Source organism: Streptomyces sp. GB4-14 (genome assembly GCF_022696125.1).
Taxonomy (GTDB): domain Bacteria; phylum Actinomycetota; class Actinomycetes; order Streptomycetales; family Streptomycetaceae; genus Streptomyces; species Streptomyces werraensis.
This window is the reverse complement of record NZ_RZHO01000001.1, coordinates 206,700-233,222: the sequence shown is the minus strand read 5'-3', so window position 1 is coordinate 233,222 and position 26,523 is coordinate 206,700. Positions and strand designations below refer to the sequence as shown.

The following is a 26,523-nucleotide window of genomic DNA, read 5'->3' as shown; positions in this document are numbered from 1 at the left end:
CGACGAACCCCGGAGAACCGCTCAGTCACCGCTCGAGAACGGCCGCATCCGCACGCCGCGCGCCCCCTCCCGGCACGCCTCCCGAGCGGTTCTCGAGCGGATCTTGAGCGGCCCCGGCCACCGTCGGTACCACGCGCGCGGTCCGGCCGGGATGATGGACGACGGCACCGCCCGCAGCCCCCCCACCACCTGGAGATGCCTGTGCGACTGTCCTCACCCACCGCGTCCCGGGCGCATTCCCAGCTCACCCTCGAGGAGGTCACCAAGCGGTACGACGAGCACGTCGTGCTGGACCGGGTCTCGCTCACCGTCAGACCCGGTGAGAAGGCCGGCGTCATCGGAGACAACGGGTCGGGCAAGTCGACGCTGCTGCGGCTGATCGCCGGAGCGGAGAGCGCCGACAACGGCGAGGTGACCGTAGCCGCCCCCGGGGGCGTCGGGTATCTCCCGCAGCGCCTGGACCTTCCGGCCGGGGCCACCGTGCGGGACGTCCTGGACCGGGCGTTCGCCGACCTCAGGGACCTGGAGCGGCGGCTGCACGAGGCGGAGGCGGCCCTCGCGGGTGACGACGGCCCCCGCCGGATGTCCGAACTGGGCGACCTTCAGGCGGAGTTCGAGTACCGCGGCGGCTACGAGGCGGACGCCCGGGCGGATGCCGCCCTGCACGGACTGGGCCTGCCCGGACTGGACCGGGACCGGGCCGTGGACACCCTCTCCGGCGGTGAGCGCTCCCGGCTCGCCCTGGCCGCCACCCTGGCCGCCGCCCCCGAACTGCTGCTCCTGGACGAGCCCACCAACGACCTGGACGACCAGGCCGTGGACTGGCTGGAGAAGCGGCTGCGCGAACACCGCGGCACGGTCGTCGTCATCACCCACGACCGGGCCTTCCTGGAGGCGGTGACCACCACCATCCTGGAGGTCGACCCCGACCGGCGCACCGTCAACCGCTACGGCGACGGCTACCAGGGTTACCTCACCGCCAAGGCCGCCGCCCGCGCCCGCTGGGAGCGCGAGTACCAGGACCATCTCGCCGAGATCGAGCGGCAGGAGACCCTGGCCGCCAACGCCGGGCGGATGCTCGCCTCCATCGCCAAGAAGGGCCCCTGGGCGTTCAGCGGCTCCGAGCACCACCGCGCCCGGTCGTCCAGCTCCGCCACCTCCAGCAAGGCCCGTAACGCCAACGAGCGGCTCAAGCGGCTGCGGGACAACCCCGTGCCGCGTCCGCCGGACCCGCTGCGGTTCACGGTCTCCCTCACCCCCGCGGGCGATCCCGCCGCCGACCCCTCGGCGCCGCTGGCCGAGGTGAGCGGCCTGGAGGTCGACGGACGGCTGCGGCTGGACCACCTGGCGGTCGCCCCCGGCGAACGGCTGCTCATCACCGGGCCGAACGGCGCCGGGAAGTCCACCTTGCTGCGGGTCCTGGCCGGCGACCTGGAACCCGACCGGGGCACCGTCCGCCGTGCCGGGCACACCGGGTGGCTGCGCCAGGACGAGTTGCCCAAGCAGCCCCGCCGTTCGGTCCTCGCCGAGTTCGCCGAGGGCCGCCCGGGGCACCCCGACGAGTACACGGACGAACTGCTGTCCCTCGGCCTGTTCCGGCGCTCCGAACTCGCCCTGCCGGTCGGTTCCCTGTCGGTCGGCCAGCGCCGCCGTATCGACCTGGCCCGCCTGGTCACCCGCCCGGTCGACCTGCTGCTGCTGGACGAGCCCACCAACCACCTCTCGCCGCTGCTGGTGGAGGAACTGGAGGCCGCGCTCGCCGACTACCCGGGCACGGTCGTCGTCGTCACCCACGACCGCCGGATGCGCCGCGCCTTCACCGGCACCCACCTGGAACTGGCCGCCGGCCGCCGGGTCACCGCCTGACGGCCCCCGGGGGCGGTCCGTTCCCCACCCGGACGCGGACCGCCCGCCCACCCCGTGTCACACGCGGACGACGACCGCCCGCGCCCGTGTCTCGTCCAGCAGGGCGGCCTGCCGCCGTGACTCCGCGCTCAGCAGGCGCAGGCCGGACGACACCGCCGCACGGTCCAGCACGGCGGTCGCGAAGAACCGCAGCACCGCCTCGAAGTGGTCCTCGGCCGGCACCGGGATCTCAGCCACGTCGCGGCCCGAGGCGAGGCGGATCACCGGCGCGTGGCCGGCGGCCGTGGTGTACACGTGCTCCACCGCCAGCGTGCCCGCGGCGCCCTGCACCTCGTACCAGGAGCGGTAGTGGTGCTCCATGCCGAAGCGCACCTGCGCGCTCGCGCCGTCGGGGGCGGTCAGCAGGACGGCACCCGACAGGTCGACCCCGAAGCGCGAGCTGTGCCGCAGACTCGCCCCGGCCACCGTGAGGTCGCACCCCAGGAAGCGCAGGGCCGCGCGCAGCGGGTAGACGCCGTTGTCCAGCAGCGCCCCGCCGCCCAGGTCCGGGTCCAGGCGCAGGTCGCCCTCGGGACGGGGCGGGATGGTGAAGGCCGCCGACACGGCGCGCACGGCACCCAGGACTCCGGAGGCGAGGATCTCCGTCACCTTCCGGTGGGTGCCGTGGTGGAGGAACATGAAGTTCTCCAGCAGCACCAGGTCGCGCTCCCCGGCCAGCGCGAACAGCCGTGTCGCGTCAGCTCCCGTGGCCGCCAGCGGCTTCTCCACCAGGACGTGCTTGCCCGCGCGCAGCGCCCGCTCGGCCCACCGCGCGTGCAGCAGGGTCGGCAGGGACAGGTAGACGGCGTCGACGTCGTCCCGGTCGAGCAGGGCGTCGTAGGAGGCGGCGGGCGTGCCGCCGAAACGTTCCGCGTAGCCGGCCGCCCGGTCCGCGTCCCGGGCGGCCACGGCCGTCAGCCGCAGCTCGGGGGTGCGCGGCAGTGCGGGCAGGGTGCGGCGGGCGGCGATGTCCGAGCAGCCGAGCAGGCCGAGGCGCAGGGGAGGGGGCATGACCGTCCGTGGGTGAGGGGCCGTCGGCCGTCAGTAGAGGGTGTGGGCGCAGACCACCAGGGTCCGCAGCTCGACGTTGAGATAGTTGCCGTGCGCCAGCAACTCGGTGAGCTGGGCGAACGTCAGCCAGGCGTAATCCTCGGGCAGGTCCTCGGGGAAGTCGTCGGGGGCCTCGAGCACGGCGTAGCGGTTCTCCGCGTGGTAGAAGCGGCCGCCTTCCTCGGACTGCACGGTGTCGTAGCGGAACCGCTCCGCGGGCGCGGTGAGCACGTCCATGAGGAACGGCGGGAACGGCTCGGAGCCCGGCCCTGTGTGGTCGGCGGGCCGGCAGTGCACGGTCGGCGCCAGCTCGGCCACGTTCAGGTGCCCCACGTCCACCCGGGCCTGCACCAGGGCGTGCAGGGTGCCGCGGATGCGCTTGACGATCAGCGCCATCAGCCCGGGGACCTGCGGCTGGATCATCGGCTGCGTCCAGGAGCCCACCTCGCGGTTGCTGGCCGCGACGTCCGCGCCGATCACCCGGAAGCGCCGGCCGCTCGCGTGCCCGATCTCGGTGCCGGAGAACCGCCAGCCGTCCTCGGCGACCTCGCGCAGCGGCACCCGCCGCTGGACCAGTTCGCGCAGCGCCCGAACGCCGGTCAGCCAACTGTGGACCTCCGTCGTGCCGTGCACCGAGGGGGCGCCCGGATCGTGGAAGGAGCGCAGTGCCGCGGCGTCGGCCGGATCGTCGGCGGCGGCCGGGCCGGCGCCGGCGGTCGGCAGGCAGGCCAGCACGGAGCGGCTGTCCATGTTGACCACGTTGTCCAGGCGCAGCAGCCGCAGCAGCTGGCCGAGCGTCAGCCAGCGGAACCCCTCGCCGGTCTCCACGTCCTCGTCGATCTCGACGATCATGTTGCGGTTGCGCTTGGCGAGGAACCAGTCGGCCTGCTCGGACTGGAGCACGTCCACCAGCACCCGGGAGCGCCCCCGCTCCAGGAACAGGTCCAGGAACGGGATGCCCCGGCCTCGGTGCACCCCGGTGAAGTTGCTGCGGGTGGCCTGCACGGTGGGGGAGAGCTGGAAGGAGTTGACGTTGCCCGGTTCCATCTTGGCCTGCATCAGGAAGTGCAGCACCCCGTCGATCTCCCGGGCCACGATGCCCAGCAGACCCACCTCGGGCTGCACGATGATCGGCTGGCGCCGGCCCCGCGCGGGCAGCCCGTCGGCGTGCACGTGCAGGCCCTCCACGCTGAAGAACCGGCCCGACTCGTGCCGCAGGTCGCCGCTGCCCTCCTCGAAGTGCCAGCCTCGCAGCAGCGCGAACGGCACCGGTGTCACCCGGTACTCGCCCCGGCGGGCCTGCTCGGCCAGCCACGCCGGCACCCGGTCGACGGGCATCGGTGTGCTCTCGGGCGTCCGGGCCGACAGCAGGACCCTGCGGGCCGTACCGGCCCGGTCCGCGGCGAAGGACAGCGGTCCGGCCGGTGCCGGAAGGTCAGTGAGCATCGGCCAGTTCCTCCTCGATCAGCGAGGAGATCCCCGCCGTGTGGTCGTTGAGGAAGAAGTGGCCGCCGGGCAGGACGCGCAGGGTGAACGTCCCGCCGACCACCTCCGCCCAGCGCCCGGCGTCGTCGGGCGTCACGTTCGGGTCGGCGTCACCGGTCAGGACGGTGGTCGGCACGGTCAGCGGCGGGCCCGGCCGGTAGCGGTAGGCGCCGGCCATCGCGTAGTCGTTGCGGATCGCCGGCAGCACCATGCGCAGCAGTTCCTCGTCCTGGAGCAGCGCCGGGTCGGTGCCCTGAAGGCGGGTCACCCGCTCGACGAGGGACCGGTCGTCCAGCAGGTAGGCCGTGTCGGTGCGCGGCACGACCGGCGCCCGGCGCCCGGACAGGAACAGGTGCGCCGGCGGACGGCCGACGGCGGTGAGCCGCCGGGCCGTCTCGAAGGCCAGCGTCGCGCCCAGGCTGTGCCCGAACAGCGCGAACGGGCCGTGCGTCCACTGCCGCAGTTCCGGCAGGACCGCCTCGACGAGCTCCTCGACGGTCTCCAGGAACGGCTCGCCGCGCCGGTCCTGGCGGCCCGGGTACTGCACGGCCAGCACCTCCACGCCCGCCGGGGCCAGGGCGGCCGCGAAGCGCAGGTAGGCGGAGGCCGAGCCGCCGGCGTGCGGGAAGCACACCAGTCGGACGGTCGCGTCGTCGACGGGGCGGTAGCGGCGCAGCCATCCCCCGGGGGTGGCGGCCGGCCCGCGTGCGGTGGTGGGGGCAGTCACGGTGGTTGTCAGCTCCTCGGGCGAGGGGGACGGGAAGGAGGCGAGGGAAGCGAGGGAGAGGACGGAGGGACGGGGGACGGCGAGTAGCGCGGCAGCCTGCCGGAGGCCAGCACCTCGGCGAGGCCGGGGGCAGCGGCGTCCTTGGCCGAGCGCACGGGCGGCCCGGTCAGGTCCCAGGGCAGCCCCAGCTCCTCGTCCAGGGCGTCCACGTCGACCATCGCGCCCGGCACGTACTCGGCGGCGAGCAGGTAGTTGACGCAGGTGCCGTCCTCCAGGGCGAGGAAGGCGTGGCCGACCCCGCCCGGCAGGTACAGGGCGACACCGTCGTCGGCCGACATCCGGGTGACCTCGTGCCGTCCGAAGGCGGGCGAACCCACCCGCAGGTCGACCATCACGTCCAGCATCGACCCGCGTACGCAGGACACCAGCTTGCTCGCGCCGTCGGGCACGTCGTTGCAGTGCACGCCGCGCAGTACGCCCTTGCGGGAGACGGAGTTGTTGACCTGGCGGACCTCGAAGGGCATCCCGGTCCGATCGGTCAGCACGCTGTACCTGGCGGCCTCGTGGAAGTGGCCGCGTTCGTCGGACAGGCGCTCGGGCCGCACCCGGTAGGTGCCGGGGATGCCGGTCTCATCGACGCGCACGGCCACCCCCCTCCCGGGCGTCGGCCTTCAGCGGCTCCCACCAGTCGCGGTTGTCCCGGTACCAGGCCACCGTGTCCGCCAGCCCCCGGTCCAGGCCGGTCCGGGGCGCGTACCCCAGCTCGGTGGAGATCTTCGTGATGTCCACGGAGTACCGGCGGTCGTGTCCGGCGCGGTCCGCCACCGGGCGCACCGCCGAGGCGTCCCGCCCGCACAGCGCCAGCAGCCTGCCGGTCAGGTCGCGGTTGGTCAGTTCCGTACCGCCGCCGATGTGGTAGACCTCGCCCGGCCGGCCCTTGGCGGCGACCAGCGCGATGCCCCGGCAGTGGTCGTCCACGTGCAGCCAGTCCCGGCTGTTGCCGCCGTCCCCGTACAGGGGCACGGTCAGGCCGTCGACCAGGTTGGTGGTGAACAGCGGGACGAGCTTCTCCGGGAACTGGTACGGCCCGTAGTTGTTGGAGCATCGGGTCACGCACAGCTCGAGTCCGTGGGTGCGGTGGAAGGCGAGCGCCATCAGGTCCGAGGCCGCCTTGGAGGCCGCGTACGGCGAGTTGGGCGCCAGCGGGTGGTCCTCCGGCCAGGAGCCGGTCTCGATCGACCCGTACACCTCGTCCGTGGAGACGTGCACGAACCGCCCCGCTCCCGCGCGTACCGCGGCGTCCAGCAGCGTCTGGGTGCCCTGCACGTTGGTGCGCACGAAGGCGGAGGCGTCCTGGATGGAGCGGTCCACGTGCGACTCGGCGGCGAAGTGCACCACCAGGTCGACGTCCCGCATCAGCCGGTTGACCAGTGGTGCGTCGCAGATGTCGCCGTGCACGAACTCCAGCCGGCCGTCGGTGCGTACCGGGCCGAGATTGGCCCGGTTGCCGGCGTAGGTCAGCGCGTCCAGGACCACCACCCGGGTCGCCGCGAGGTCCGGGTAGGCGTCGGACAGCAGTTCTCTGACGAAGTGCGAGCCGATGAAGCCCGCACCTCCGGTCACCAGGACACGCATCGACAAGGGCCTTTCCGGAAGGGGGTGGGTGGGGTGGGCGCGGCGCTCAGGCGGCGGAGAAGCCGACGGCGGGCTCCGGGGCCCGGGCCGCGGCCCGGCGGGCGGTCTCCTGCACGTAGCGGCCGTAGCCGGAGTCGCCCAGTTCCCGGCCGAGCGCGTGGCACTGCTCGGGACCGATGAATCCCATCCGCAGGGCGATCTCCTCCACGCACGCGATCCGCTCGCCCTGGCGCTGCTCCAGGAGCTGCACGTACTGGCCGGCCTGGAGCAGGGAGTCGTGGGTGCCCATGTCCAGCCAGGCGAAGCCGCGGCCCAGGGCGGTCAGGCGGGCCCGGCCGGCGGCCAGGTAGGCGCGGTTGACGTCCGTGATCTCCAGTTCTCCGCGCGCGGACGGCGTGAGGCCCCGGGCGATGTCCACCACGTCGTTGTCGTACAGGTACAGGCCGGTGACCGCCAGGTTGGAGCGCGGCTTGACCGGCTTCTCCACCAGCGACACCAGACGCCCTTCGGCGTCGACCTCGCCGACCCCGTAGCGCTTCGGATCGTTGACCGGGTAGCCGAACAGCTCGCAGCCGTCCAGGCGGCCCGCGGCCTGGTGGATCAGGGACGAGAAGCCCGGGCCGTGGAAGACGTTGTCCCCCAGGATCAGCGCGACCGGGCTGTCCCCGATGTGCTCCTGCCCGATGAGGAAGGCCTCGGCGATGCCCCGCGGCTCGTCCTGGGCGGCGTAGCTCAGCTCCAGCCCGAGCCGCGAGCCGTCGCCGAGCATCGAGCGGAACATGCCGACGTGGTCCCGGGCCGAGATGATCAGGATGTCCCGGACGCCGGCCAGCATCAGCACCGACAACGGGTAGTAGATCATCGGCTTGTCGTACACCGGGAGCAGTTGCTTGGAGATCGTGCCCGTCAGCGGGCGCAGCCGTGTGCCGCTGCCGCCGGCCAGGACGATCCCCTTCATCGGCCGCCTGCCCGGCCCACCGCCGGCCGCCTGCCGCGGCGGCCCCGCCGGGGGCGGCGGGGTGTTCCGTACCACGTCAATCATGACTGTTCTCCGTCGCCTCGCGGACCGCCGCGATGACGGCCGTGACGTCCTGCGCGGTCAGTTGCGGCCCCATGGGCAGGCTCAGCACCTCGTCGGCCAGGCGCTCGCAGCGGGGCAGCGGCACGGTGACCGCCCCCGCGTAGGCCTGCGAGCGGTGCACGGCCACCGGATAGTGCACCAGCGTCTCCACCCCGGCCGCCGTCAGTGCCGACACCAGCGGGGCACGCCGCGTGGCACGCACCACGTACTGGTGCCACACCGGCTCGGCCCACGGCCGCACCTCGGGCACCCGAAGCCCCGGCAGCCCGGCCAGACCCTGCGTGTAGCGGGCCGCGACCTGGGCCCGGCGGGCGTTCCACCGGTCCAGGTACGGCAGCTTCACCCGCAGCGTCGCCGCCTGCATCTCGTCCAGCCGCGAGTTCGTGCCGGGCACCTCGTGCCGGTACTTCACCCGCGACCCGTAGTTGCGCAGCAGCCGGACCCGCTCGGCGAGCCGTGCGTCCGACGTCACCACCGCGCCCGCGTCGCCCAGCGCCCCCAGGTTCTTGCCCGGGTAGAAACTGAACGCCGCCGCGTACCGGGAACCGGCCCGCCGACCCCGGTAGCGCGCCCCGTGCGCCTGCGCCGCGTCCTCCACCACCGGGATGCCCCGGGCGGCGGCCACGGCGTCGATCGCGTCGAGGTCCGCCGGATGCCCGTAGGGGTGCACCGGCATCACCGCGCGCGTCCGCGACGTGATCGCGGCGGCCACCAGCTCCGGATCCATCAGGTACGAGCCGGCCTCCGGCTCCACCGGAACCGGCCGGGCCCCGACCGCCGACACCGCCAGCCAGGTGGCGATGTAGGTGTGCCCCGGCACGATCACCTCGTCCCCGGGACCCACGTCCAGCGCCCGCAGCGTCAGCTCCAGCGCGTCCAGCCCGCTGCCGACGCCCACACAGTGGTCGTTCTCGCAGTACCGCGCGAACTCCTCCTCGAACGCCGCCAGTTCCGGACCCAGCAGATAGCGGCCCGAACGCGCCACCCGCAGCACGGCGGCGTCGATGCGTTCCTGCACCCCGTCCAGCGCGTGCAGGTCCCGCAGGTCGTGGAAGGCCACCCGCCGCGCCCGCGCCGGCGCCGCGGCGGTCATCGCGACCTCCTCGCGGCGGCCAGGAACTCGGCGTAGTCGCGGTAGTAGTCCGCCTCGTCGTAGTGCAGGGAGGCCAGCACCAGGGCCACCGCACCAGGCGTGAAGTCCTTCAGGTTCCGCCAGACCCCCGGGCCGATGTACAGCCCCCGCCCCGGGTCGTCCAGCCGGAACTCGGCCTCGTTCGCCCCGTCGTCCACCGTGATCGTGAAACCGCCGTGGACGGCGATGACGAGCTGCTCCAGCGCCCGGTGCGCGTGACCGCCGCGGGAGGAACCGACACCCGGGTCGTGCAGGTAGTACACCCGCCGGATCGGAAATCCGGCCGTCCACTCGGACTCCACGACCGAAAGGCTGCCCCGCTCGTCGACGTGCTGCTCCAAGTCGATGACGGTGCAGGGCCTGGCCCCGCCCACCGCCACTTCCGTACTGATCCCCACCGCCACGATCCAGCTCCCTGGATAAGGGCCCGCTCAGCCGCGGGCGACGGAGACCGGCAGGTGACGGGCGGTGAGCTGGTCGCTCTCGTAGAACTCCGCCCGGTCGTGGTGGACGGTGAACGACCCGAACGCGTCGAAGACCAGGTTGAGGAACACCTTCGCCTCCATCCGGGCCAGGAACGCGCCCAGGCAGTGGTGGATGCCGTGACCGAAGGCCATGTGCTTGTTCGCCGAACGGTGGACGTCGAAGGTGTCCGGGTCCGGGAACTGGCGCGGATCACGATTGGCGGACTGGCTCCACGCCACCACCATCTGGCCCGCCTTCATCGGCACACCGAGGATGTCGGTGTCCTCCTTCAGCAGCCGGAAGATGTTGTTGAACGGGCTGCGGAAACGCAGCGTCTCCTCCACCGCCGCCGGGATCAGCGACCGGTCCGCCCGCAGTTCGGCCTGCGCCCCGGGGTGCCGGTCCAGCACGATGAACAGATTGCTCAGCAACGTGGCACTGGAGATGTGACCCGCCGTCAGCAGCAGCGCGACGATGTTGACGATCTCCTCGTCGGTGAGCCTGCGCCCGTCGACCTCCGACTCGATCAGACCGCTCATCAGGTCGTCGGCCGGCCGCTCCCGCTTCTCCGCGATCTTCGCGTACAGGTAGGCCGCCCACTCCTTGATCGCCGGGCCCATCGTCTCGGCGAAGTCGTCCGGCAGGTTCGGGTACTCCATCCCCTCGTTGTTGAGGATGACATCGACCCACTCCCGGAACAGGTCCTGGTCCTCGGCCGGCACCCCCAGCAGCTCCGCGATCACCGTCACCGGCAGCGGATACGCCAGGTCCGTCACCACGTCGATCTCGGTACGCCCGTCCAGGCCGGCCAGCAGCCGCCGGGTGATCTCCTCGATCCGCGGCTCCAGCGCCGCCATCCGGCGCGGCGTGAACGCCTGGCTGACCAGCTTGCGCAGCGGGCCGTGCCGGGGCGGGTCGATGCCGCCGAAGGTACCCGGGCCCATCAGCAGGGCCAGCTCCTCGGGCACCGGGTACACCGGCGAGAAGTCCGACGAGAAGAGCTGCGGGTTGGTGGAGACGGTGTTGTAGTCCTCGTACGAGAAGACCTGCCACGCGAACCGGGTCGCGTCCCAGAACACCGGCGCCTCACGGCGGGCGCGCGCGAACCAGTCGAGCAACTGGGCGGCGTCGGCGTCCACCGGCTGCGCCAGCGGGTGGGGCGCCTCGGCGTCGGTGACTTCCGCGTCGGTGACCTCTGCGGTCTGTGTCGTCATGTCGCTGTGTCGCTTCCTGAAGGTCGTGAGAAGTCGGAGAGTGGCGGGGGTGGTGGGGGTGGCGCGCGGCGCTCAGGCCGCGGCGGCCCCGACGGGAACGAGCAGCGCCTCGACGGCGTCGGCGGCGGCGGCGGGACCGCCCGCGGCCTCGATCTCACCGCGCAGCCTCCCCACCGCGGCCCGCACCTCGGCACTGCCGGCCAGGGCCAGCGCCGTCTCGCGCAGCCGCTCGGGAGTGACGTCCTTGCGCAGGATCTTCGCCCCCACACCGAGCTGTTCGGCCCGGGTGGCGGTCGCGTGCAGCTCCGCCATCTGCGGCACCGCGATCACCGGCACACCCTCGGAAACGGCCTGGAGCACGGTGCTCGTACCGCCGTGGTTGATCATCAGGGAGGCGTGCGCCAGCACCGCGCCCTGCGGCGCGAAGTCGTACACCTGGATGTGCGGGGGGATCTCGCCGAGTTCGCCCTCGGCCACCCCGCCCGCGTGCGTGATGACGACGTCCCAGTCGGTCTCGCGGAACGCCTCCACACAGGCCCGGAAGAACTCCGGCTGCTTGTTGTACAGCGTCCCCAGACTGATCAGCACCAGCGGCCGCCCGGTGCCCGGCGCCTCCCACTCGCCGTGGAAGCAGTTCGCGCTCGTGCACGGGCCGACGAACCGGACCTCCTCGCCGAAGGTGTCGCCGGCGTACTGGAACGCACGCGGCAGATACACCAGCGCCGGACCCGAGTGCACCTCGGCCGCGAAGTCCCCGATGGACTTCTCCACCCGGTGCTCGGCGAGCAGCTCGGCCACCACCGCGAACAGGGCGCCCGTCTCGGGGTCCTCGGCCTGCTCCTCGGCCGTGTCCACCGGCGGATGCAGCGACCAGTGCTCGTTCGCCACGTACGTCGGAGTGCTCCGGATCACCGGCACACCCCACTTCGCCGCCAGGATGTGCCCGCTCCAGAACGACGACGGATCGCACACGAACACGTCCGGCCGGTCCGCCGCCTCCTCGAAGTGCCGCTCGAAATCGCCGATGGTCTGCCGCGTCAGATCCAGCATCCAGTTCATCATGTTCACGAACTCCTGCTGGTCCGTGTACGCGGCCGCATCCTGCTTCGGCACCATCGTGTCCCAGAAACGGTCCTGGTCCAGGGCGTACGGCAGGAATTCCGCGCCGGTGGCGAGAACACGCTCGCGGTAGTTCTCCGACAGGGCGTAGGTGACCCGATGCCCGCGCGCGACGAGTTCCCTCGCCACGGACAGTGTCGGATTCACATGACCTGCCGCGGGAAGAATGAAAAAGGCGATGTGCGCCATAGGGCCAGCCCTTCGAGGCGAATCGGATACGACGTGCCGGCGCGCCCCCGACCAGGGAGCGAGGCACCACGGCCGCCGGCAGTGACCCGGCGTGGTCGTCCGCCGGCCGGTGATGCCAGACCACCATGCAGCAGCGCCCTCTCATGCTCGTCGCTGGTGGCTCGCATTCCGCTCCAGCGCCGCTCGAATTCCCTTTTCCCCGCGCTCCCGGTTGACACAATTCCTCACCTGACCGCGGTATCCGCACCGCGGCGCCGTTCGGGTGCTGTTCCGGTGAAAGTCCCCCCGGGTCCGTCAACAGAGGAGATTCCGCCATGACTTGCCCCCATGCCGCCACGGCCCTCGGAACCGTCCCCGCCTACCCCTTCGGCGACCACGCCGACCTGCGCCTGCACCCCGCCTACGCCGCACTGCGCGCCACCACGCCCGTGACCCGCGTCCGCATGCCCTACGGCGGCGAGGCCTGGCTCCTGACCCGGCACGCCGACGTCAAGAAGGCCTCCAGCGACCCCCGGCTCAGCATGCACGCCGCCGCCGACCGGGACGTACCGCGCGCCGCGCCCCGCGCCCTGGACTCCGTCGGCCTCATGGGCATGCCGCCCGAGTCCCACGCCCGGCTGCGCCGCCTGGTCTCCCGCGCCTTCACCGCCCGCCGCGTCGCCGCCCTGCGTCCCCGCATAGCCGAGATCACCCACCACCTCGTCGACGACCTCGTCGCCGACGGCGGCCCCGCCGACCTCGTCACCCGGCTCGCCCTGCCCCTGCCCACCGCCGTCATCTGCGAGATGCTCGGCATCCCCCGCACCGACCAGCGCATCTTCCGCGTCTTCACCGAAGCGCTCATGTCCGCCAGCCGGTTCACCGAGGAACAGGTCGCCCAGGCCGCCGAGGAGTACGCCGACTACCTGCGCGGCTATGTCGCCCAGCGCCGCGCCCACCCCGAGGACGACCTCCTCAGCGCCCTCATCGAGGCCCGCGACGAGGACGGCCGGCTCAGCGAGGACGAACTCCTCATGCTCACCGGCGGCATGCTCGTCGGCGGCCACGAGACCACCGCCAACCAGCTCGCCGGCCAGGTCCTCGTCCTCCTCGACGACCGCCGCCGCTACGAGCACCTCGTCGCCCGGCCCGACCTGGTCCCCGCCGCCGTCGAGGAACTCCTGCGCTATGTCCCCCTGTGGGCCAGCGTCGGTCCGAGCCGCGTCGCCACCGAGGACGTCGAGATCGGCGGCGTCACCATCCGCGCCGGCGAGGCCGTCGTCTACTCCCTGGCCTCCGCCAACCGCGACGAGACTGTCTTCGACGCCCCCGACGACGTCCTCCTCGACCGCACCGTCAACCCCCACATCGCCTTCGGCCAGGGCCCCCACTTCTGCCTCGGCGCCCCCTTGGCCCGCGCCGAACTCCAGTGCGCCCTCGAAGCCCTCACCGGCCGGCTCCCCGGACTGCGCCTCGCCCGGCCCGCCGCCGAACTCGACTGGCACCGCGGAATGCTCGTCCGAGGCCTGGTCGAACTGCCCGTCACCTGGTGATTCCAGCGGCGCTCTGGCCGCATTCCCCATTCTTGCCCGTGGGCCCTTACGCACCTCATCCCTGGCTATGGAGAATTCATGACCACGAAGACCCGTGAGCAGCACACGGAGAACAACGACGTAGCCGTCGTGGGGATGGCCTGCCGACTTCCCGGAGCCGCCACCGTCGGGGAATTCTGGAACCTGCTGCGCGAGGGCCGCGACGCCGTCACCCGCCAACCGGACGGCACCTGGCGCGGCGCCCTCACCGAACACGGCCACTTCGACGCCGGATTCTTCGGAATGACCCCCGCCGAAGCCGCCGCCACCGACCCCCAGCACCGCCTGCTCCTCGAACTCGGCTGGGAAGCACTGGAACACGCCGGCATCGTCCCGGCCCGCCTCGGCTCCACCCGCGGCGGCGTGTACGTCGGCCTCGCCTCCGACGACTACGCCACCCTCACCCGCGCCGCCGGCCACGCCGACGGCTACACCGCCACCGGCCGGCACCGCGCCCTCGCCGCCAACCGCCTCTCCCACCTGCTCGGTCTGCGCGGACCCAGCATGGCCGTCGACACCGCCCAGTCCTCCGCGCTCGTCGCCGTCCACCTCGCCTGCGAGAGTCTGCGCCGCGGCGAGAGCGACCTGTGCCTGGCCGGCGGCGTCAACCTCATCCTCGCCGACGACAGCACCACCGCCATGGAGCTGATGGGCGCCCTCTCCCCCGACGGACGCTGCCACACCTTCGACGCCCGCGCCAACGGCTACGTGCGCGGCGAGGGCGGCGGCGTCCTCGTGCTCAAGCCGCTGCGCCGCGCCCTCGCCGACGGCGACCGCGTCCACTGCGTCATCAAGGGCGGCGCCGTCAACAACGACGGCGGCGGCCCCAGCCTGACCACACCCGACCGGGCAGCCCAGGAGGCCGTCCTCCGCGAGGCATACGACCACGCCGGCGTCCCCGCCGCACACGTGCGCTACGTCGAACTGCACGGCACCGGCACCCGCGCCGGCGACCCCGTCGAAGCAGCCGCCCTGGGCGCCGTCCTCGGAATCGCCCCGGGCCGCGCGACCCCGCTCGCCGTCGGCTCCGCCAAGACCAACGTCGGCCACCTCGAAGGCGCCGCCGGCATCGTCGGCCTCCTCAAGGCCGCCCTCGCCGTACGCGAGGGCGAGCTGCCGCCGAGCCTGCACCACACCACGCCCCACCCGGACATCGACCTCGACGGGCTCCGCCTCCGCGTCCCGACCGAACTGGAGTGCTGGACCGCCGACCCCGCGACCCCCCGCCTCGCCGGCGTCTCCGCCTTCGGCATGGGCGGCACCAACGCGCACCTCGTTCTGTCCCAGGCCCCCGTGACCGCCCCGGCCGACGAACCCGGCCACCACCTGCCGGTGGTACCGGTCGTCGTCTCCGGCCGCACCGCCGAGGCCCTGCGCGACCAGGCCGCCCAGCTGAGCGCCCACGTCGAACACACCCCGGAACTCGCCCTGCGCGACGCCGCCCGCACCCTCGCCGACGCGCGCACCGTCTTCGCCCACCGCGCCGTGGTTCTCGCCGGCGACAAGCAGCAACTCCTCACCCGCCTGGAACGCTCCGCCGTCCACGGCGTCGCCACCGACCCGTCCGGCCTCGGCCGGACGGTGCTGGTGTTCCCGGGTCAGGGGACGCAGTGGGCGGGGATGGGCCGGGAGTTGCTGGAGGCTTCCCCGGTGTTCGCGGCTCGTTTGGCGGAGTGTGCGGGGGCGTTGGCGCCGTTCGTGGACTTCGATCCGGTGGAGGTGCTGCGTTCGGGTGCGGCGTTGGAGCGGGTGGAGGTGATCCAGCCGGTCACGTGGGCGGTGATGGTGTCGCTGGCGGAGTTGTGGCGGTCGTTGGGTGTGGTGCCGGACGCGGTGGTGGGGCATTCACAGGGCGAGATAGCCGCTGCCGCGGTCAGTGGTGCGCTGTCGTTGGAGGACGCGGCGCGTGTGGTGGCGTTGCGGGCGCAGGTGATCGGCCGGGAGCTGGCCGGTCTGGGCGGTATGGCGTCGGTGTCGCTGCCGCGTGCGGAGGTGGAAGCGCGCCTGGTCTCCGGCTGGGAAGGCCGGTTGGATGTGGCTGCGGTGAACGGCCCTTCCAGCACGGTCGTCGCGGGGGACGCGGATGCGGTCGTGGAGTTCGTCGCCGCCTGCCGGGCCGAGAAGATCCGGGCCCGTCAGGTTCCCGTGGACTACGCCTCGCACTCCGCGCACGTGGAGCGGATCGAGGCGGAGCTTCTCGAGGTGCTGGCTCCGATCACCCCGCTTGAGGCGCGTATCCCGTTCTACTCGACCGTCGATGCCGCCCCGGCGGACACCGCGACCCTCGATGCGGGCTACTGGTACCGCAATCTCCGTCACACCGTCCGCTTCGAGGAGACCGTCCGCCTCCTGATCGGCGACGGCTTCGGGACGTTCGTGGAGTCCAGCGCGCACCCGGTACTGATCATGGGCATCCAGGAGACCGCCGACGTGACGGCCGTCGGGTCGCTGCGCCGGAACGAAGGCGGACTGGAGCGCTTTCTCGCCGCCGCCGCCGAACTGTTCGTCCAGGGCGTGCCCGTCGACTGGGCCGCCCTCTTCGAGGGCACCGACGCCCGGCGCGTCGAGCTGCCCACCTACCCCTTCCAGCGCACCCGGTACTGGTTCGACTCCGTGCCCGAGGCGGAGCCGGCCCACGGAGTCTTGGACACCGAGGAGACGCTGCTCAGTCGTGAGCTGCGGGGCCGTTCCGAGGCCGAGCGACTGGACTACGTCCTCGAACTCGTCCGGGTCCACGCCGCAACCGTGCTCGGCCGAACCGCCGCCGACACGGTCAGCCCCGACCTGACCTTCAAGGAGCAGGGCTTCGAGTCGATCCAGGGCATCGAGTTGCGCAACCGGCTGCGCGCCGCGACCGGCCTGCCCCTGCCCACCACCCTCGTCTACGACCACCCGACGCCGGCGGAGGTCGCCCGACTGATCCGGGACGTCGCCGCCGACGCGGAGACCCCGAGCCTGCCGACGGCGCCCGCGCCCCGCGAGCAGCGGAACCACTCCGCCCACTCGGACGACGATGCCATCGCGATCGTGGGGATGGCGTGCCGGTTCCCGGGTGGGGTGGGGTCGCCGGAGGGTTTGTGGGATCTGGTGGTGTCGGGGGCGGACGCGGTGTCGGGTTTCCCGGTGGACCGTGGCTGGGACGTGGAGGGGTTGTTCGATCCGGAGCCGGGCCGGCCTGGGCGTACGTATGTGCGTGAGGGTGGGTTTCTGCACGGGGCGGGGGAGTTCGACGCGGGGTTCTTCGGTATTTCGCCGCGTGAGGCGGTGGCGATGGATCCGCAGCAGCGGTTGCTGCTGGAGACGTCGTGGGAGGCGTTGGAGCGGGCGGGTGTCCCGGCGGAGGGTCTGCGCGGGTCACGGACCGGCGTCTTCGTCGGCGCCATGACACAGGAGTACGGACCCCGTCTCCACGAACCCGCGCAGGGCTACGACGGCTACCTCCTGACCGGCAACACCGCCAGCGTGCTGTCCGGCCGGATCTCCTACGCGCTGGGCCTGGAGGGCCCCGCGGTGACCGTGGACACGGCGTGCTCCTCGTCGCTGGTGTCGCTCCACCTGGCCGCGCAGGCCCTGCGCGCCGGGGAGTGCGATCTCGCCCTCGCGGGCGGTGCGGCGGTGATGGCGAGCCCCGGGATGTTCGTCGAGTTCTCGCAGCAGCGGGGGTTGTCGGTGGACGGGCGGTGCCGTGCGTTCGCGGAGGGTGCGGATGGTACGGGGTGGGGTGAGGGTGTCGGGATGCTGCTCGTGGAGCGGTTGTCGGACGCGCGTCGGCTGGGTCACCGGGTGCTGGCGGTGGTGCGGGGTTCGGCGGTGAACCAGGACGGTGCGTCCAACGGGCTGACGGCTCCGAGCGGTCCGTCGCAGCAGCGGGTGATCAGGGCGGCGTTGGAGTCGGCGGGTCTGTCGGCGGCTGATGTGGATGTGGTGGAGGCGCACGGTACGGGGACGCGGCTGGGTGATCCGATCGAGGCGCAGGCGTTGCTGGCGACGTACGGGCAGGGGCGGGATGCCGAACGGCCTTTGTGGCTGGGGTCGTTGAAGTCGAACATCGGGCATGCGCAGGCTGCTGCCGGTGTGGGTGGGGTCATCAAGATGGTGATGGCTCTTGAGCGGGGTGTGCTGCCGAAGACTCTGCATGTGGATGGGCCGTCGTCGCGGGTGGACTGGTCGGCGGGTGCGGTGGAGTTGCTGACGGAGCAGCGTGTGTGGCCGGAGGTGGGTCGTGCGCGTCGGGCGGGTGTGTCGTCGTTCGGTGTGAGCGGGACCAACGCGCACGTGATCCTGGAGCAGGCGCCGGCCGTCGAGGCGGTCGGGGAGCCGGCCGTGGTGCGTGACCTGCCGGTGGTCCCGCTGGTGGTCAGCGCCAAGTCCCAGGTCGCCCTGGAGGACCAGTCCGCGCGCGTACGGCGGCTGATCGAGCCGGAGGGCGGGCTGCGCCTCCTCGACGTCGGCTACACGCTCGCCTCCGGGCGGTCGGTGTTCGAGCACCGGCAGGTCCGGGTCGGGGACGTCACGGTGGAGGGGGTGGTGTCGGCGTCGCCTGGCCGGACGGTGCTGGTGTTCCCGGGTCAGGGGACGCAGTGGGCGGGGATGGGGCGGGAACTGCTGGAGGCTTCTCCGGTGTTCGCGGCTCGTTTGGCGGAGTGTGCGGGGGCGTTGGCGCCGTTCGTGGACTTCGATCCGGTGGAGGTGCTGCGTTCGGGTGCGGCGTTGGAGCGGGTGGAGGTGATCCAGCCGGTCACCTGGGCGGTGATGGTGTCGCTGGCGGAGTTGTGGCGGTCGTTGGGTGTGGTGCCGGACGCGGTGGTGGGGCATTCACAGGGCGAGATAGCCGCTGCCGCGGTCAGTGGTGCGCTGTCGTTGGAGGACGCGGCGCGCGTGGTGGCGTTGCGGGCGCAGGTGATCGGCCGGGAGCTGGCCGGTCTGGGCGGTATGGCGTCGGTGTCGCTGCCGCGTGCGGAGGTGGAAGCGCGCCTGGCCTCCGGCTGGACGGGCCGCCTCGACATCGCGGCGGTGAACGGCCCTTCCAGCACGGTCGTCGCGGGGGACGCGGATGCGGTCGTGGAGTTCGTCGCCGCCTGCCGGGCCGAGGAGATCCGGGCCCGTCAGGTTCCCGTGGACTACGCCTCGCACTCCGCGCACGTGGAGCGGATCGAGGCGGAGCTTCTCGAGGTGCTGGCTCCGATCACCCCGCTTGAGGAGCGTATCCCCTTCTATTCCACGGTGGACGCGGCACCCGTGGACACCGCGTCGCTGGATGCGGGCTACTGGTACCGCAATCTGCGTCACACCGTCCGCTTCGAGGAGACCGTCCGGCTGCTCACGTCCAAGGGCTTCGGCACCTTCGTGGAGTCCAGCGCACACCCCGTGCTCACGATAGGCGTGCAGGAGACGGCCGACGTGACGGCCGTCGGATCGCTCCGCCGTGACGAGGGCGGACTGACCCGCTTCCTCACCTCGGCCGCCGAACTCTTCGTCCACGGAACGCCCGTCGACTGGGCCGCCCTCTTCGACGGCACCGGCGCCCGGCACGTCGACCTGCCCACCTACCCCTTCCAGCACCAGCACTACTGGCACGAGCCGCTCTCGACGACTCCCACCGTCTCCGCAGACGTCGCGGAGTCCGACGCCTGGCGTTACCGGGTGACGTGGCAGGGGCTGGGGTCGGCCGGGGATGTTGCCGGTTCGCTCGGTGGGCGTTGGCTGGTGGTGGTTCCCGGGGGTGTGGGGTCCGGTGTGGCCGACGAGGCCGTGGCGGTGCTGAGCGGTGCGGGGGCGGCGGTCGAGCGGCTGGTGGTGGACCCGGTGTCCGTCGGGCGGGCGGAGCTGGCCGAGCGGCTGGCGGCCCACGGTGACCTCACCGGCATCCTCTCCCTCCTTCCGCTCGCCCGTACCCCGGACACCGTTCCCGGGACCGTGGCCCTCGTCCAGGCCGCCGCCGACACGGAGACCGGGGCACGGCTGTGGACGCTGACCCACGAGGCCGTGGCCGTCGCGCCCGGAGAGGTGCCGGACGACCCCGGGGCGCAGGTCTGGGCGTTCGCCCGGGTCGCCGCCCTCGAACTGCCCGCCCTGTGGGGCGGGGTGATCGACCTGCCCGCCGAACCGGACGCGCGCGCCTGGCAGCGGGTCGTCGCCGCGCTGGCCGGCCGGGACGACGAGGACCAGATCGCCGTACGGGCGTCCGGAACCTACGGCCGACGGATCAGCCGCGCCGGAACCGCGTCCGTCCGCCGCGCCTACACCCCGCGTGACACCGTCCTGGTCACCGGCGGCACCGGGGCCCTCGGCGGGCACGTCGCCCGCTGGCTCGCCGCCGCCGGCGCCGGACACCTGGTCCTGGCCGGCAGGCGCGGGCCCGACGCCCCCGGCGCGGCAGAACTCGCCGCCGAACTGCGCGCGCTGGGCGCCGAGGTGACCGTCGCCGCCTGCGACGTCGCCGACCGGGACGCGCTCGCCGCGCTGCTGGCGGAGCACCCGCCCACCGCCGTCTTCCACACCGCCGGCGTCCTCGCCGACGGCGTGATCGGCACCGTCTCGGCCGACGACCTGCGCGCCATCCGCGCTCCCAAGGCCGACGCCGCCCGCCACCTGCACGAACTGACCGTCGAACAAGGCCTGGAGCTGGACGCCTTCGTGCTGTTCTCCTCCGTCACGGGCACCTGGGGCAACGGCGGGCAGGCCGCCTATGCCACGGCCAACGCCTCCCTCGACGTGCTCGCCGTGCAGCGCCACGCCCAAGGGCTGCCCGCCACGTCCGTCGCGTGGGGACTGTGGGGCGGCGGCGGCATGGCCGAGGGCGCAGGCGAGGAGAGCCTGAGCCGTCGCGGCATCCGTCCCATGGACCCGGACGGGGGCATCGAGGCCCTGCGCCGGGCCCTGGACCACGGCGACACCTGCGTCACCGTCGTCGACGTCGACTGGGAGCACTTCGCACCCCGCACGTGCGCCCTGCGTCCGGGACCCGGCTTCGACACCGTGCCCGAGGCGCGTCGGGCCCTGGAGGCCCGCGACGACCGTTCCGCCGGGTCCGCGACCGGGCCCGCCGACGGACTCGCGGGACGGCTGGCCGCCCTTCCCGACGCCGAACGCACACGGGTGCTGGTGGAGCTGGTGCGCGCCGAGGCGGCCACCGTGCTCCGGCACCCCGGCACCGACGCCGTCCGCCCCGACCGTTCCTTCAAGGACGCCGGATTCGACTCGCTGACCGCTCTGGAACTGCGCAACCGCCTCAACGCCGCCACCGGGCTCACACTGCCCGCGACCGTCGTCTTCGACCGGCCCAGCCCGGCGGTGCTCGCCGAACACCTCCTCGGCAGGCTGCTGGGCGACTCGCCGGCCGCCGCGCCGGCCCCCGTGGTGCCCGCGTCCACTTCCGCCACCGACGACCGCGACCCGGTCGTCATCGTCTCCATGGCCTGCCGCTACCCGGGCGACGCCGCCACTCCCGAGGCGCTGTGGGACCTGGTCATGGCCGGACGCGACGTCATCGGCCCCGCCCCCGCCGACCGGGGCTGGAACCTGGACGAGATCTTCGTCCCCGACCCCGAGAACCTTCCGCGTGGCCGCACCTACGTCCGCGAGGGCGGTTTCCTCCACGAAGCCGCCGAGTTCGACGCCGAGTTCTTCGGCATCTCGCCCCGCGAGGCGCTGGTGATGGACCCCCAGCAGCGGCTGCTGCTGGAGACATCCTGGGAGGCCCTGGAGCGAGCGGGCATCGACCCGCGGTCCCTGCGCGGCAGCCGCACGGGCGTCTTCGCGGGCCTCACCCACCAGGAGTACGCCTCCCGGCTGCACGAGGCCGACGAGGAGCACGAGGGCTACCTGCTCACCGGCAAGTCCGCCAGCGTGGTCTCCGGCCGCATCTCGTACGTCCTCGGCCTGGAAGGCCCGTCGGTCTCCCTCGACACGGCCTGCTCCTCCTCCCTGGTGGCCCTGCACCAGGCGGTGCAGGCACTGCGGGCGGGGGAGTGCGACCTCGCTCTCGCCGGCGGTGTCACCGTGATGGCGGCGCCCGGACTGTTCGTGGAGTTCTCCCGCCAGCGCGGGCTCTCCGCCGACGGCCGCAGCAGGGCGTTCGCCGACGCGGCGGACGGTACGAGTTGGGGCGAGGGCGCCGGCATCCTCCTCGTCGAGCGGATGTCCGACGCCGTGCGCAACGGACACCCGGTCCTCGCCGTGGTCCGTGGCTCCGCCGTCAACCAGGACGGCGCCAGCAACGGCCTGACCGCGCCCAACGGCCCCTCCCAGGAACGCGTCATCGTCCAGGCCCTCGCCAACGCGGGACTCGATTTCGCCGACGTGGACGCGGTGGAGGCGCACGGTACGGGCACCCGCCTGGGCGACCCCATCGAGGCGCAGGCGCTGCTGGCGACCTACGGACAGCGGCGGGACACCGGACAGCCCCTGTGGCTCGGCTCGCTGAAGTCCAACATCGGGCATCCGCAGGCCGCCGCAGGTGTGGGCGGGATCATCAAGATGGTCATGGCCCTTCAGCGGGGCGTCCTGCCGAAGACCCTGCACGTGGACCGGCCCTCCTCGCGGGTGGACTGGTCGGCGGGTGCGGTGGAGTTGCTGACCGAGACCCGGCCGTGGCCCGGCGTCGACCGTCCGCGCCGGGCGGGCGTGTCCGCCTTCGGGGTGAGCGGGACCAACGCGCACGTGATCCTGGAGCAGGCCCCCGCCGTCGTGCCGGCCGAGGAGCCGACGACCCGCGACGTGCCCGTCGTCCCGCTGGTCCTCACGGGCCGTACGGCCGAGGCGCTGCGCGAGCAGGCGGAGCGGCTGGACGCCGCCCTGGAGCACACCGGCGCCGGCGCCCGTCTCCTCGACGTCGGCTACACGCTCGCCTCCGGGCGGTCGGTGTTCGAGCACCGGCAGGTCCGGGTCGGGGACGTCACGGTGGAGGGGGTGGTGTCGGCGTCGCCGGGCCGGACGGTGCTGGTGTTCCCGGGTCAGGGGACGCAGTGGGCGGGGATGGGGCGGGAGTTGCTGGAGGCTTCTCCGGTGTTCGCGGCTCGTTTGGCGGAGTGTGCGGGGGCGTTGGCGCCGTTCGTGGACTTCGATCCGGTGGAGGTGCTGCGTTCGGGTGGGGCGTTGGAGCGGGTGGAGGTGATCCAGCCGGTCACCTGGGCGGTGATGGTGTCGCTGGCGGAGTTGTGGCGGTCGTTGGGTGTGGTGCCGGATGCGGTGGTGGGGCATTCACAGGGCGAGATAGCCGCTGCCGCGGTCAGTGGTGCGCTGTCGTTGGAGGACGCGGCGCGCGTGGTGGCTCTGCGGGCGCAGGTGATCGGCCGGGAGCTGGCCGGTCTGGGCGGTATGGCGTCGGTGTCGTTGCCGCGTGCGGAGGTGGAAGCGCGCCTGGCCTCCGGCTGGACGGGCCGCCTCGACATCGCGGCGGTCAACGGCCCTTCCAGCACGGTCGTCGCGGGGGACGCGGATGCGGTCGTGGAGTTCGTGGAGGCCTGCCGGGCCGAGGAGATCCGGGCCCGTCAGGTTCCGGTGGACTACGCCTCGCACTCCGCGCACGTCGAGCGGATCGAAGCGGAGCTTCTCGAGGTGCTGGCTCCGATCACCCCGCTTGAGGCGCGTATCCCCTTCTATTCCACGGTGGACGCGACCCCTGTGGACACCGCGTCGCTGGATGCGGGCTACTGGTACCGCAATCTGCGTCACACCGTCCGCTTCGAGGAGACCGTCCGCCTCCTGATCGGCGACGGCTTCGGGACGTTCGTGGAGTCCAGCGCGCACCCTGTGCTCACGATGGGCGTGCAGGAGACGGCCGACGTGACGGCCGTCGGATCGCTGCGCCGTGACGAGGGCGGACTGGTCCGCTTCCTCACCTCGGCCGCCGAACTCTTCGTCCACGGAACGCCCGTCGACTGGGCCGCCCTCTTCGACGGCACCGGCGCCCGGCACGTCGACCTGCCCACCTACCCCTTCCAACGCCGGCACTACTGGGCCCCGACCTCGCCCGCGGGTACGGGGGACGTCGCCGCCGCCAGGTTCGGCATGCGGTGGGAGACGCATCCGCTGCTCGGGGGTGCCCTGCCGCTGGCCGAGAGCGGTGAGGTGGTGCTCGCCGGACGCCTCTCCCTCGCCGATCACCCGTGGATCTCGGATCACGCCGTTCTCGGGCGGAGCCTGCTGCCCGGTACGGCGTTCGTCGAACTCGCCCTGCGCGCCGCCGCGGCCACCGGGTGCGGCAGCGTGGAGGAACTGGGACTGGAGGCGCCGCTCACGCTCTCCGAGCGGACCGCGACGCAGGTGCAGGTACGGGTGAGGGCCGCCGACGAGACCGGTCGGCGGCGCATGACCGTCCACTCCCGTACCGAGGCCGCCGACGGCTCCGAGACCGCCTGGACCCGACACGCCGCAGGCGTCCTCGGCGCGGACGCCCCCACACCCGCGACCGTCGACTGGGCGGGCGCGGCCTGGCCGCCGGCCGGCACCGAGCGGGTGGCCGCGGAGGACGTGTACGCGCGGTTCGCGGACCTGGGGTACGACTACGGGGAGGTGTTCTCCGGCGTCGAGGCGCTGTGGTGCCGCGAGGGCGAGGTCTTCGCGGAGATCCGGCTGCCCGCCCGGGTGCGGACCGACGCCGTCCGCTACGGCGTGCACCCCGCACTACTCGACGCCGCCCTCCAGCCCTGGCTCGCGGGCGGACTGCTCGACGTACCGGACGGCGCGCTGCTGCTGCCCTTCGCCTGGCAGGGCATCACCCTGCACGCTCCGGGCGCGGACGCCCTGCGGGTGCGGATCGCCAGGACGGGCGACGGTGAGGTCTCCCTGACCGCCGTCGACCTCACCGGTGCTCCGGTACTGGATCTCGCGGCCCTGGTCATGCGCCCGGTGGAGCGGGCCAGGCTGGGGGCCCTGCTCGGTGCCTCCGCCGACCGGCTGCCGTTGTACCGGGTCCGCTGGCAGGGCACCGTCGGGTCGGCGTGGCCCGTGCGGCGGCTAGCACTGATCACCCCCGGCCTGATCGGCTCCGACCCGAGCCCCGGCGCCCTCGGTGTGCACGCTCGTTCCTCGGGTGCCGAGATGGAGGTCCACGCCGGCCTGGACGCCCTGCGGGACGCCGTGGCCTCCGGCGCCTCCCCGCAGCCCGACGCCGTCGTCGCCGCCTTCCCGCCCGGGCCGGCCACTCCCGAGCAGGTGCGCGAGTGGACCGCGCGCGGGCTGGCCCTGCTCCAGGACTGGCTGAGCCGGGAGGAGGACGGGAACGGGGACGGTGACGCGGTCACGGAGCGGGCCCGGCTCGTCGTGCTGACCGGGCACGCGGTGGCCGCCGCGCCCGACGAGGAACTGCCGGGCCTGGCGGGCGCCGGGCTGTGGGGGCTCGTACGCTCCGCGCAGACCGAGCACCCCGGCCGGTTCGTGCTCGTCGACACCGACGGCACGGACGCCTCGGCGGCCGCACTGGCCGCCGCGCTCGGCACGGGCGAGGAGCAACTTGCCCTGCGGAACGGTGAGATACGCGTCCCCGGACTCGTCCGCCACGAGGACGCCGCCCCCGCCGCGACCACCGACGCCCCGGCCGTCACCGCGGGCCCGGCCCTCGACCCCGAGGGCACCGTCCTGGTCACCGGGGCGACCGGCACCCTCGGTGCCCTGATCGCCCGGCACCTGGTCACCGCCCACGGTGTCCGCCGTCTGCTCCTCGTCAGCCGCAGCGGGTCCGCAGCCGACGGGGCTGGTGAACTGGAACGGGACCTGACGGACCTCGGGGCGCACGTCCGGATCGCCGCCTGCGACACCGGCGACCGCGCCGCGGTGCGGGCCCTGCTCGAGGACGTCGACCCCGGCCACCCGCTGACCGCCGTCGTCCACGCGGCCGGAGTGCTCGACGACGCCCCGGTCACCGCGCTCGACGCCGAGCGGCTGGACACCGTCCTGCGGCCCAAGACGGACGCGGCCCTGCACCTGCACGAACTGACCGCGGACCTGCCGCTGGCGGCGTTCGTGCTCTTCTCGGGCGCCGCCGGACTCCTCGGCCGCCCCGGGCAGGCCAACTACGCCGCGGCGAACACCTTCCTGGACGCGCTCGCCGCCCACCGCCGTGCCACCGGCCTGCCCGCGACCGCCCTGGCCTGGGGGCTGTGGGGGGAGGCCAGCGGTATGACCGGCCACCTCTCCGACACGGACCTGCGGCGCCTGCGCCGCTCCGGCATCGCGCCCATGAGCAACGCACAGGGGCTGGCGTTCTTCGACCGGGCCCTGGCCCGGCCCGGCGGCCCGTCGCTGCTCGTGCCCGCGAAGCTGGACACCCACGCGCTGCGCGGGCCCGGGGCCCAGGTGCCCGCCCTGCTGCGCGGACTCGTCCCGGCGGCCGCCCCGGCCCCCCGCACCCCGGCGCCCGGCGGCGCGGCGGCGCGGCCGGCCGGAGCCCGGCAGGACATCGCCGAGCGCCTCGCCGGTCTCGACGCGTCAGCCCGGGAACGGGAGCTGCTCACCCTGGTCAGGACCGAGGTCGCCGCCGTCCTCGGCCTCGGCGGAGCCGACGCGGTCGACCCCGGCCGTACCTTCCGGGACATCGGCTTCGACTCCCTCACCGCGGTGGAGCTGCGCAACCGCCTCAACGCGGCGACCGGGCTGCGGCTGGCCGCCGCCGTGGTCTTCGACCAGCCCACGGCCCACGCGATCGCCGCGCACATCGGCGCCGAGCTGGCCGCCGTCACCGGCGGCGCCCGCCAGGCGGGGGAGACCGCCCTCGCCGGACTGGAGACGCTGGAGGCGGCCGTCGCCGCGCTCGCGGACGACGACATCCGCCGGGAGACCCTGCACCGCCGCCTGGCCGTGCTCGTGACCGCCCTCGGCGGCCCCGACGCGGGCGGCCCAGCGGGCGGTGCCGGTCCTGACCCGCTCGTGACCGCACCCCGGGACCTGGCAGGCGTCGACGACGAGGAACTTTTCGCCTTCATCGAGGAGCAGTTGTGACGACGGCACGC

Annotated in this window: 13 protein-coding genes; 3 read left to right on the top strand and 10 right to left on the bottom strand. The window is 73.3% G+C overall.

Annotation, left to right across the window (positions count from 1 at the left end):
- Positions 1-195: 195 nt before the first annotated feature.
- Positions 196-1,866, top strand: a complete 1,671-nt coding sequence (gene abc-f, locus ELQ39_RS00735; protein WP_242590556.1) for a ribosomal protection-like ABC-F family protein — start codon at positions 196-198, stop codon at positions 1,864-1,866.
- 57 nt (positions 1,867-1,923) lie between these two features.
- Here abc-f and ELQ39_RS00730 read toward each other — a convergent pair whose 3' ends face one another.
- The 10 genes from ELQ39_RS00730 to ELQ39_RS00685 form a co-directional block, all read right to left on the bottom strand.
- Complete coding sequence (locus tag ELQ39_RS00730; RefSeq protein ID WP_190005800.1) at positions 1,924-2,916, bottom strand: Gfo/Idh/MocA family protein; 993 nt, start codon at positions 2,914-2,916, stop codon at positions 1,924-1,926.
- 30 nt (positions 2,917-2,946) lie between these two features.
- Entirely contained in the window at positions 2,947-4,401 is a 1,455-nt protein-coding gene (locus ELQ39_RS00725; RefSeq protein ID WP_242590554.1) for an NDP-hexose 2,3-dehydratase family protein, read from the bottom strand.
- Entirely contained in the window at positions 4,391-5,167 is a 777-nt protein-coding gene (locus ELQ39_RS00720; protein ID WP_337662543.1) for a thioesterase II family protein, read from the bottom strand. Before ELQ39_RS00720 ends, ELQ39_RS00725 begins: the two co-directional genes overlap by 11 nt.
- 8 nt (positions 5,168-5,175) lie before the next feature.
- On the bottom strand, positions 5,176-5,811 hold the full coding sequence (locus ELQ39_RS00715; protein ID WP_242590552.1) for a dTDP-4-dehydrorhamnose 3,5-epimerase family protein: 636 nt from the start codon (positions 5,809-5,811) through the stop codon (positions 5,176-5,178).
- Positions 5,798-6,802: a dTDP-glucose 4,6-dehydratase gene (gene rfbB / locus ELQ39_RS00710; protein ID WP_242590551.1), complete on the bottom strand. Its 1,005-nt coding sequence runs from the start codon at positions 6,800-6,802 to the stop codon at positions 5,798-5,800. The genes ELQ39_RS00715 and rfbB overlap by 14 nt, the downstream gene beginning before the upstream one ends.
- 46 nt (positions 6,803-6,848) lie before the next feature.
- Complete coding sequence (gene rfbA / locus ELQ39_RS00705) at positions 6,849-7,760, bottom strand: glucose-1-phosphate thymidylyltransferase RfbA (protein ID WP_190005815.1); 912 nt, start codon at positions 7,758-7,760, stop codon at positions 6,849-6,851.
- Positions 7,761-7,836: 76 nt separating this feature from the next.
- On the bottom strand, positions 7,837-8,976 hold the full coding sequence (locus ELQ39_RS00700; RefSeq protein WP_242590549.1) for a DegT/DnrJ/EryC1/StrS family aminotransferase: 1,140 nt from the start codon (positions 8,974-8,976) through the stop codon (positions 7,837-7,839).
- The gene (locus tag ELQ39_RS00695) at positions 8,973-9,413 is read right to left on the bottom strand and encodes a WxcM-like domain-containing protein (protein WP_198427610.1); all 441 of its coding nucleotides are present in this window, start codon (positions 9,411-9,413) and stop codon (positions 8,973-8,975) included. Before ELQ39_RS00695 ends, ELQ39_RS00700 begins: the two co-directional genes overlap by 4 nt.
- Before the next feature lie 33 nt (positions 9,414-9,446).
- On the bottom strand, positions 9,447-10,694 hold the full coding sequence (locus tag ELQ39_RS00690; protein WP_190005804.1) for a cytochrome P450: 1,248 nt from the start codon (positions 10,692-10,694) through the stop codon (positions 9,447-9,449).
- 72 nt (positions 10,695-10,766) lie between these two features.
- Complete coding sequence (locus ELQ39_RS00685) at positions 10,767-12,002, bottom strand: macrolide family glycosyltransferase (RefSeq protein WP_277994576.1); 1,236 nt, start codon at positions 12,000-12,002, stop codon at positions 10,767-10,769.
- Positions 12,003-12,316: 314 nt separating this feature from the next.
- On the opposite strand from ELQ39_RS00685, the gene ELQ39_RS00680 reads away from it, so the two are divergent.
- Entirely contained in the window at positions 12,317-13,534 is a 1,218-nt protein-coding gene (locus ELQ39_RS00680; RefSeq protein ID WP_190005806.1) for a cytochrome P450, read from the top strand.
- Positions 13,535-13,612: 78 nt separating this feature from the next.
- On the top strand, positions 13,613-26,512 hold the full coding sequence (locus tag ELQ39_RS00675) for an SDR family NAD(P)-dependent oxidoreductase (RefSeq protein WP_242590537.1): 12,900 nt from the start codon (positions 13,613-13,615) through the stop codon (positions 26,510-26,512).
- Positions 26,513-26,523: the final 11 nt, after the last annotated feature.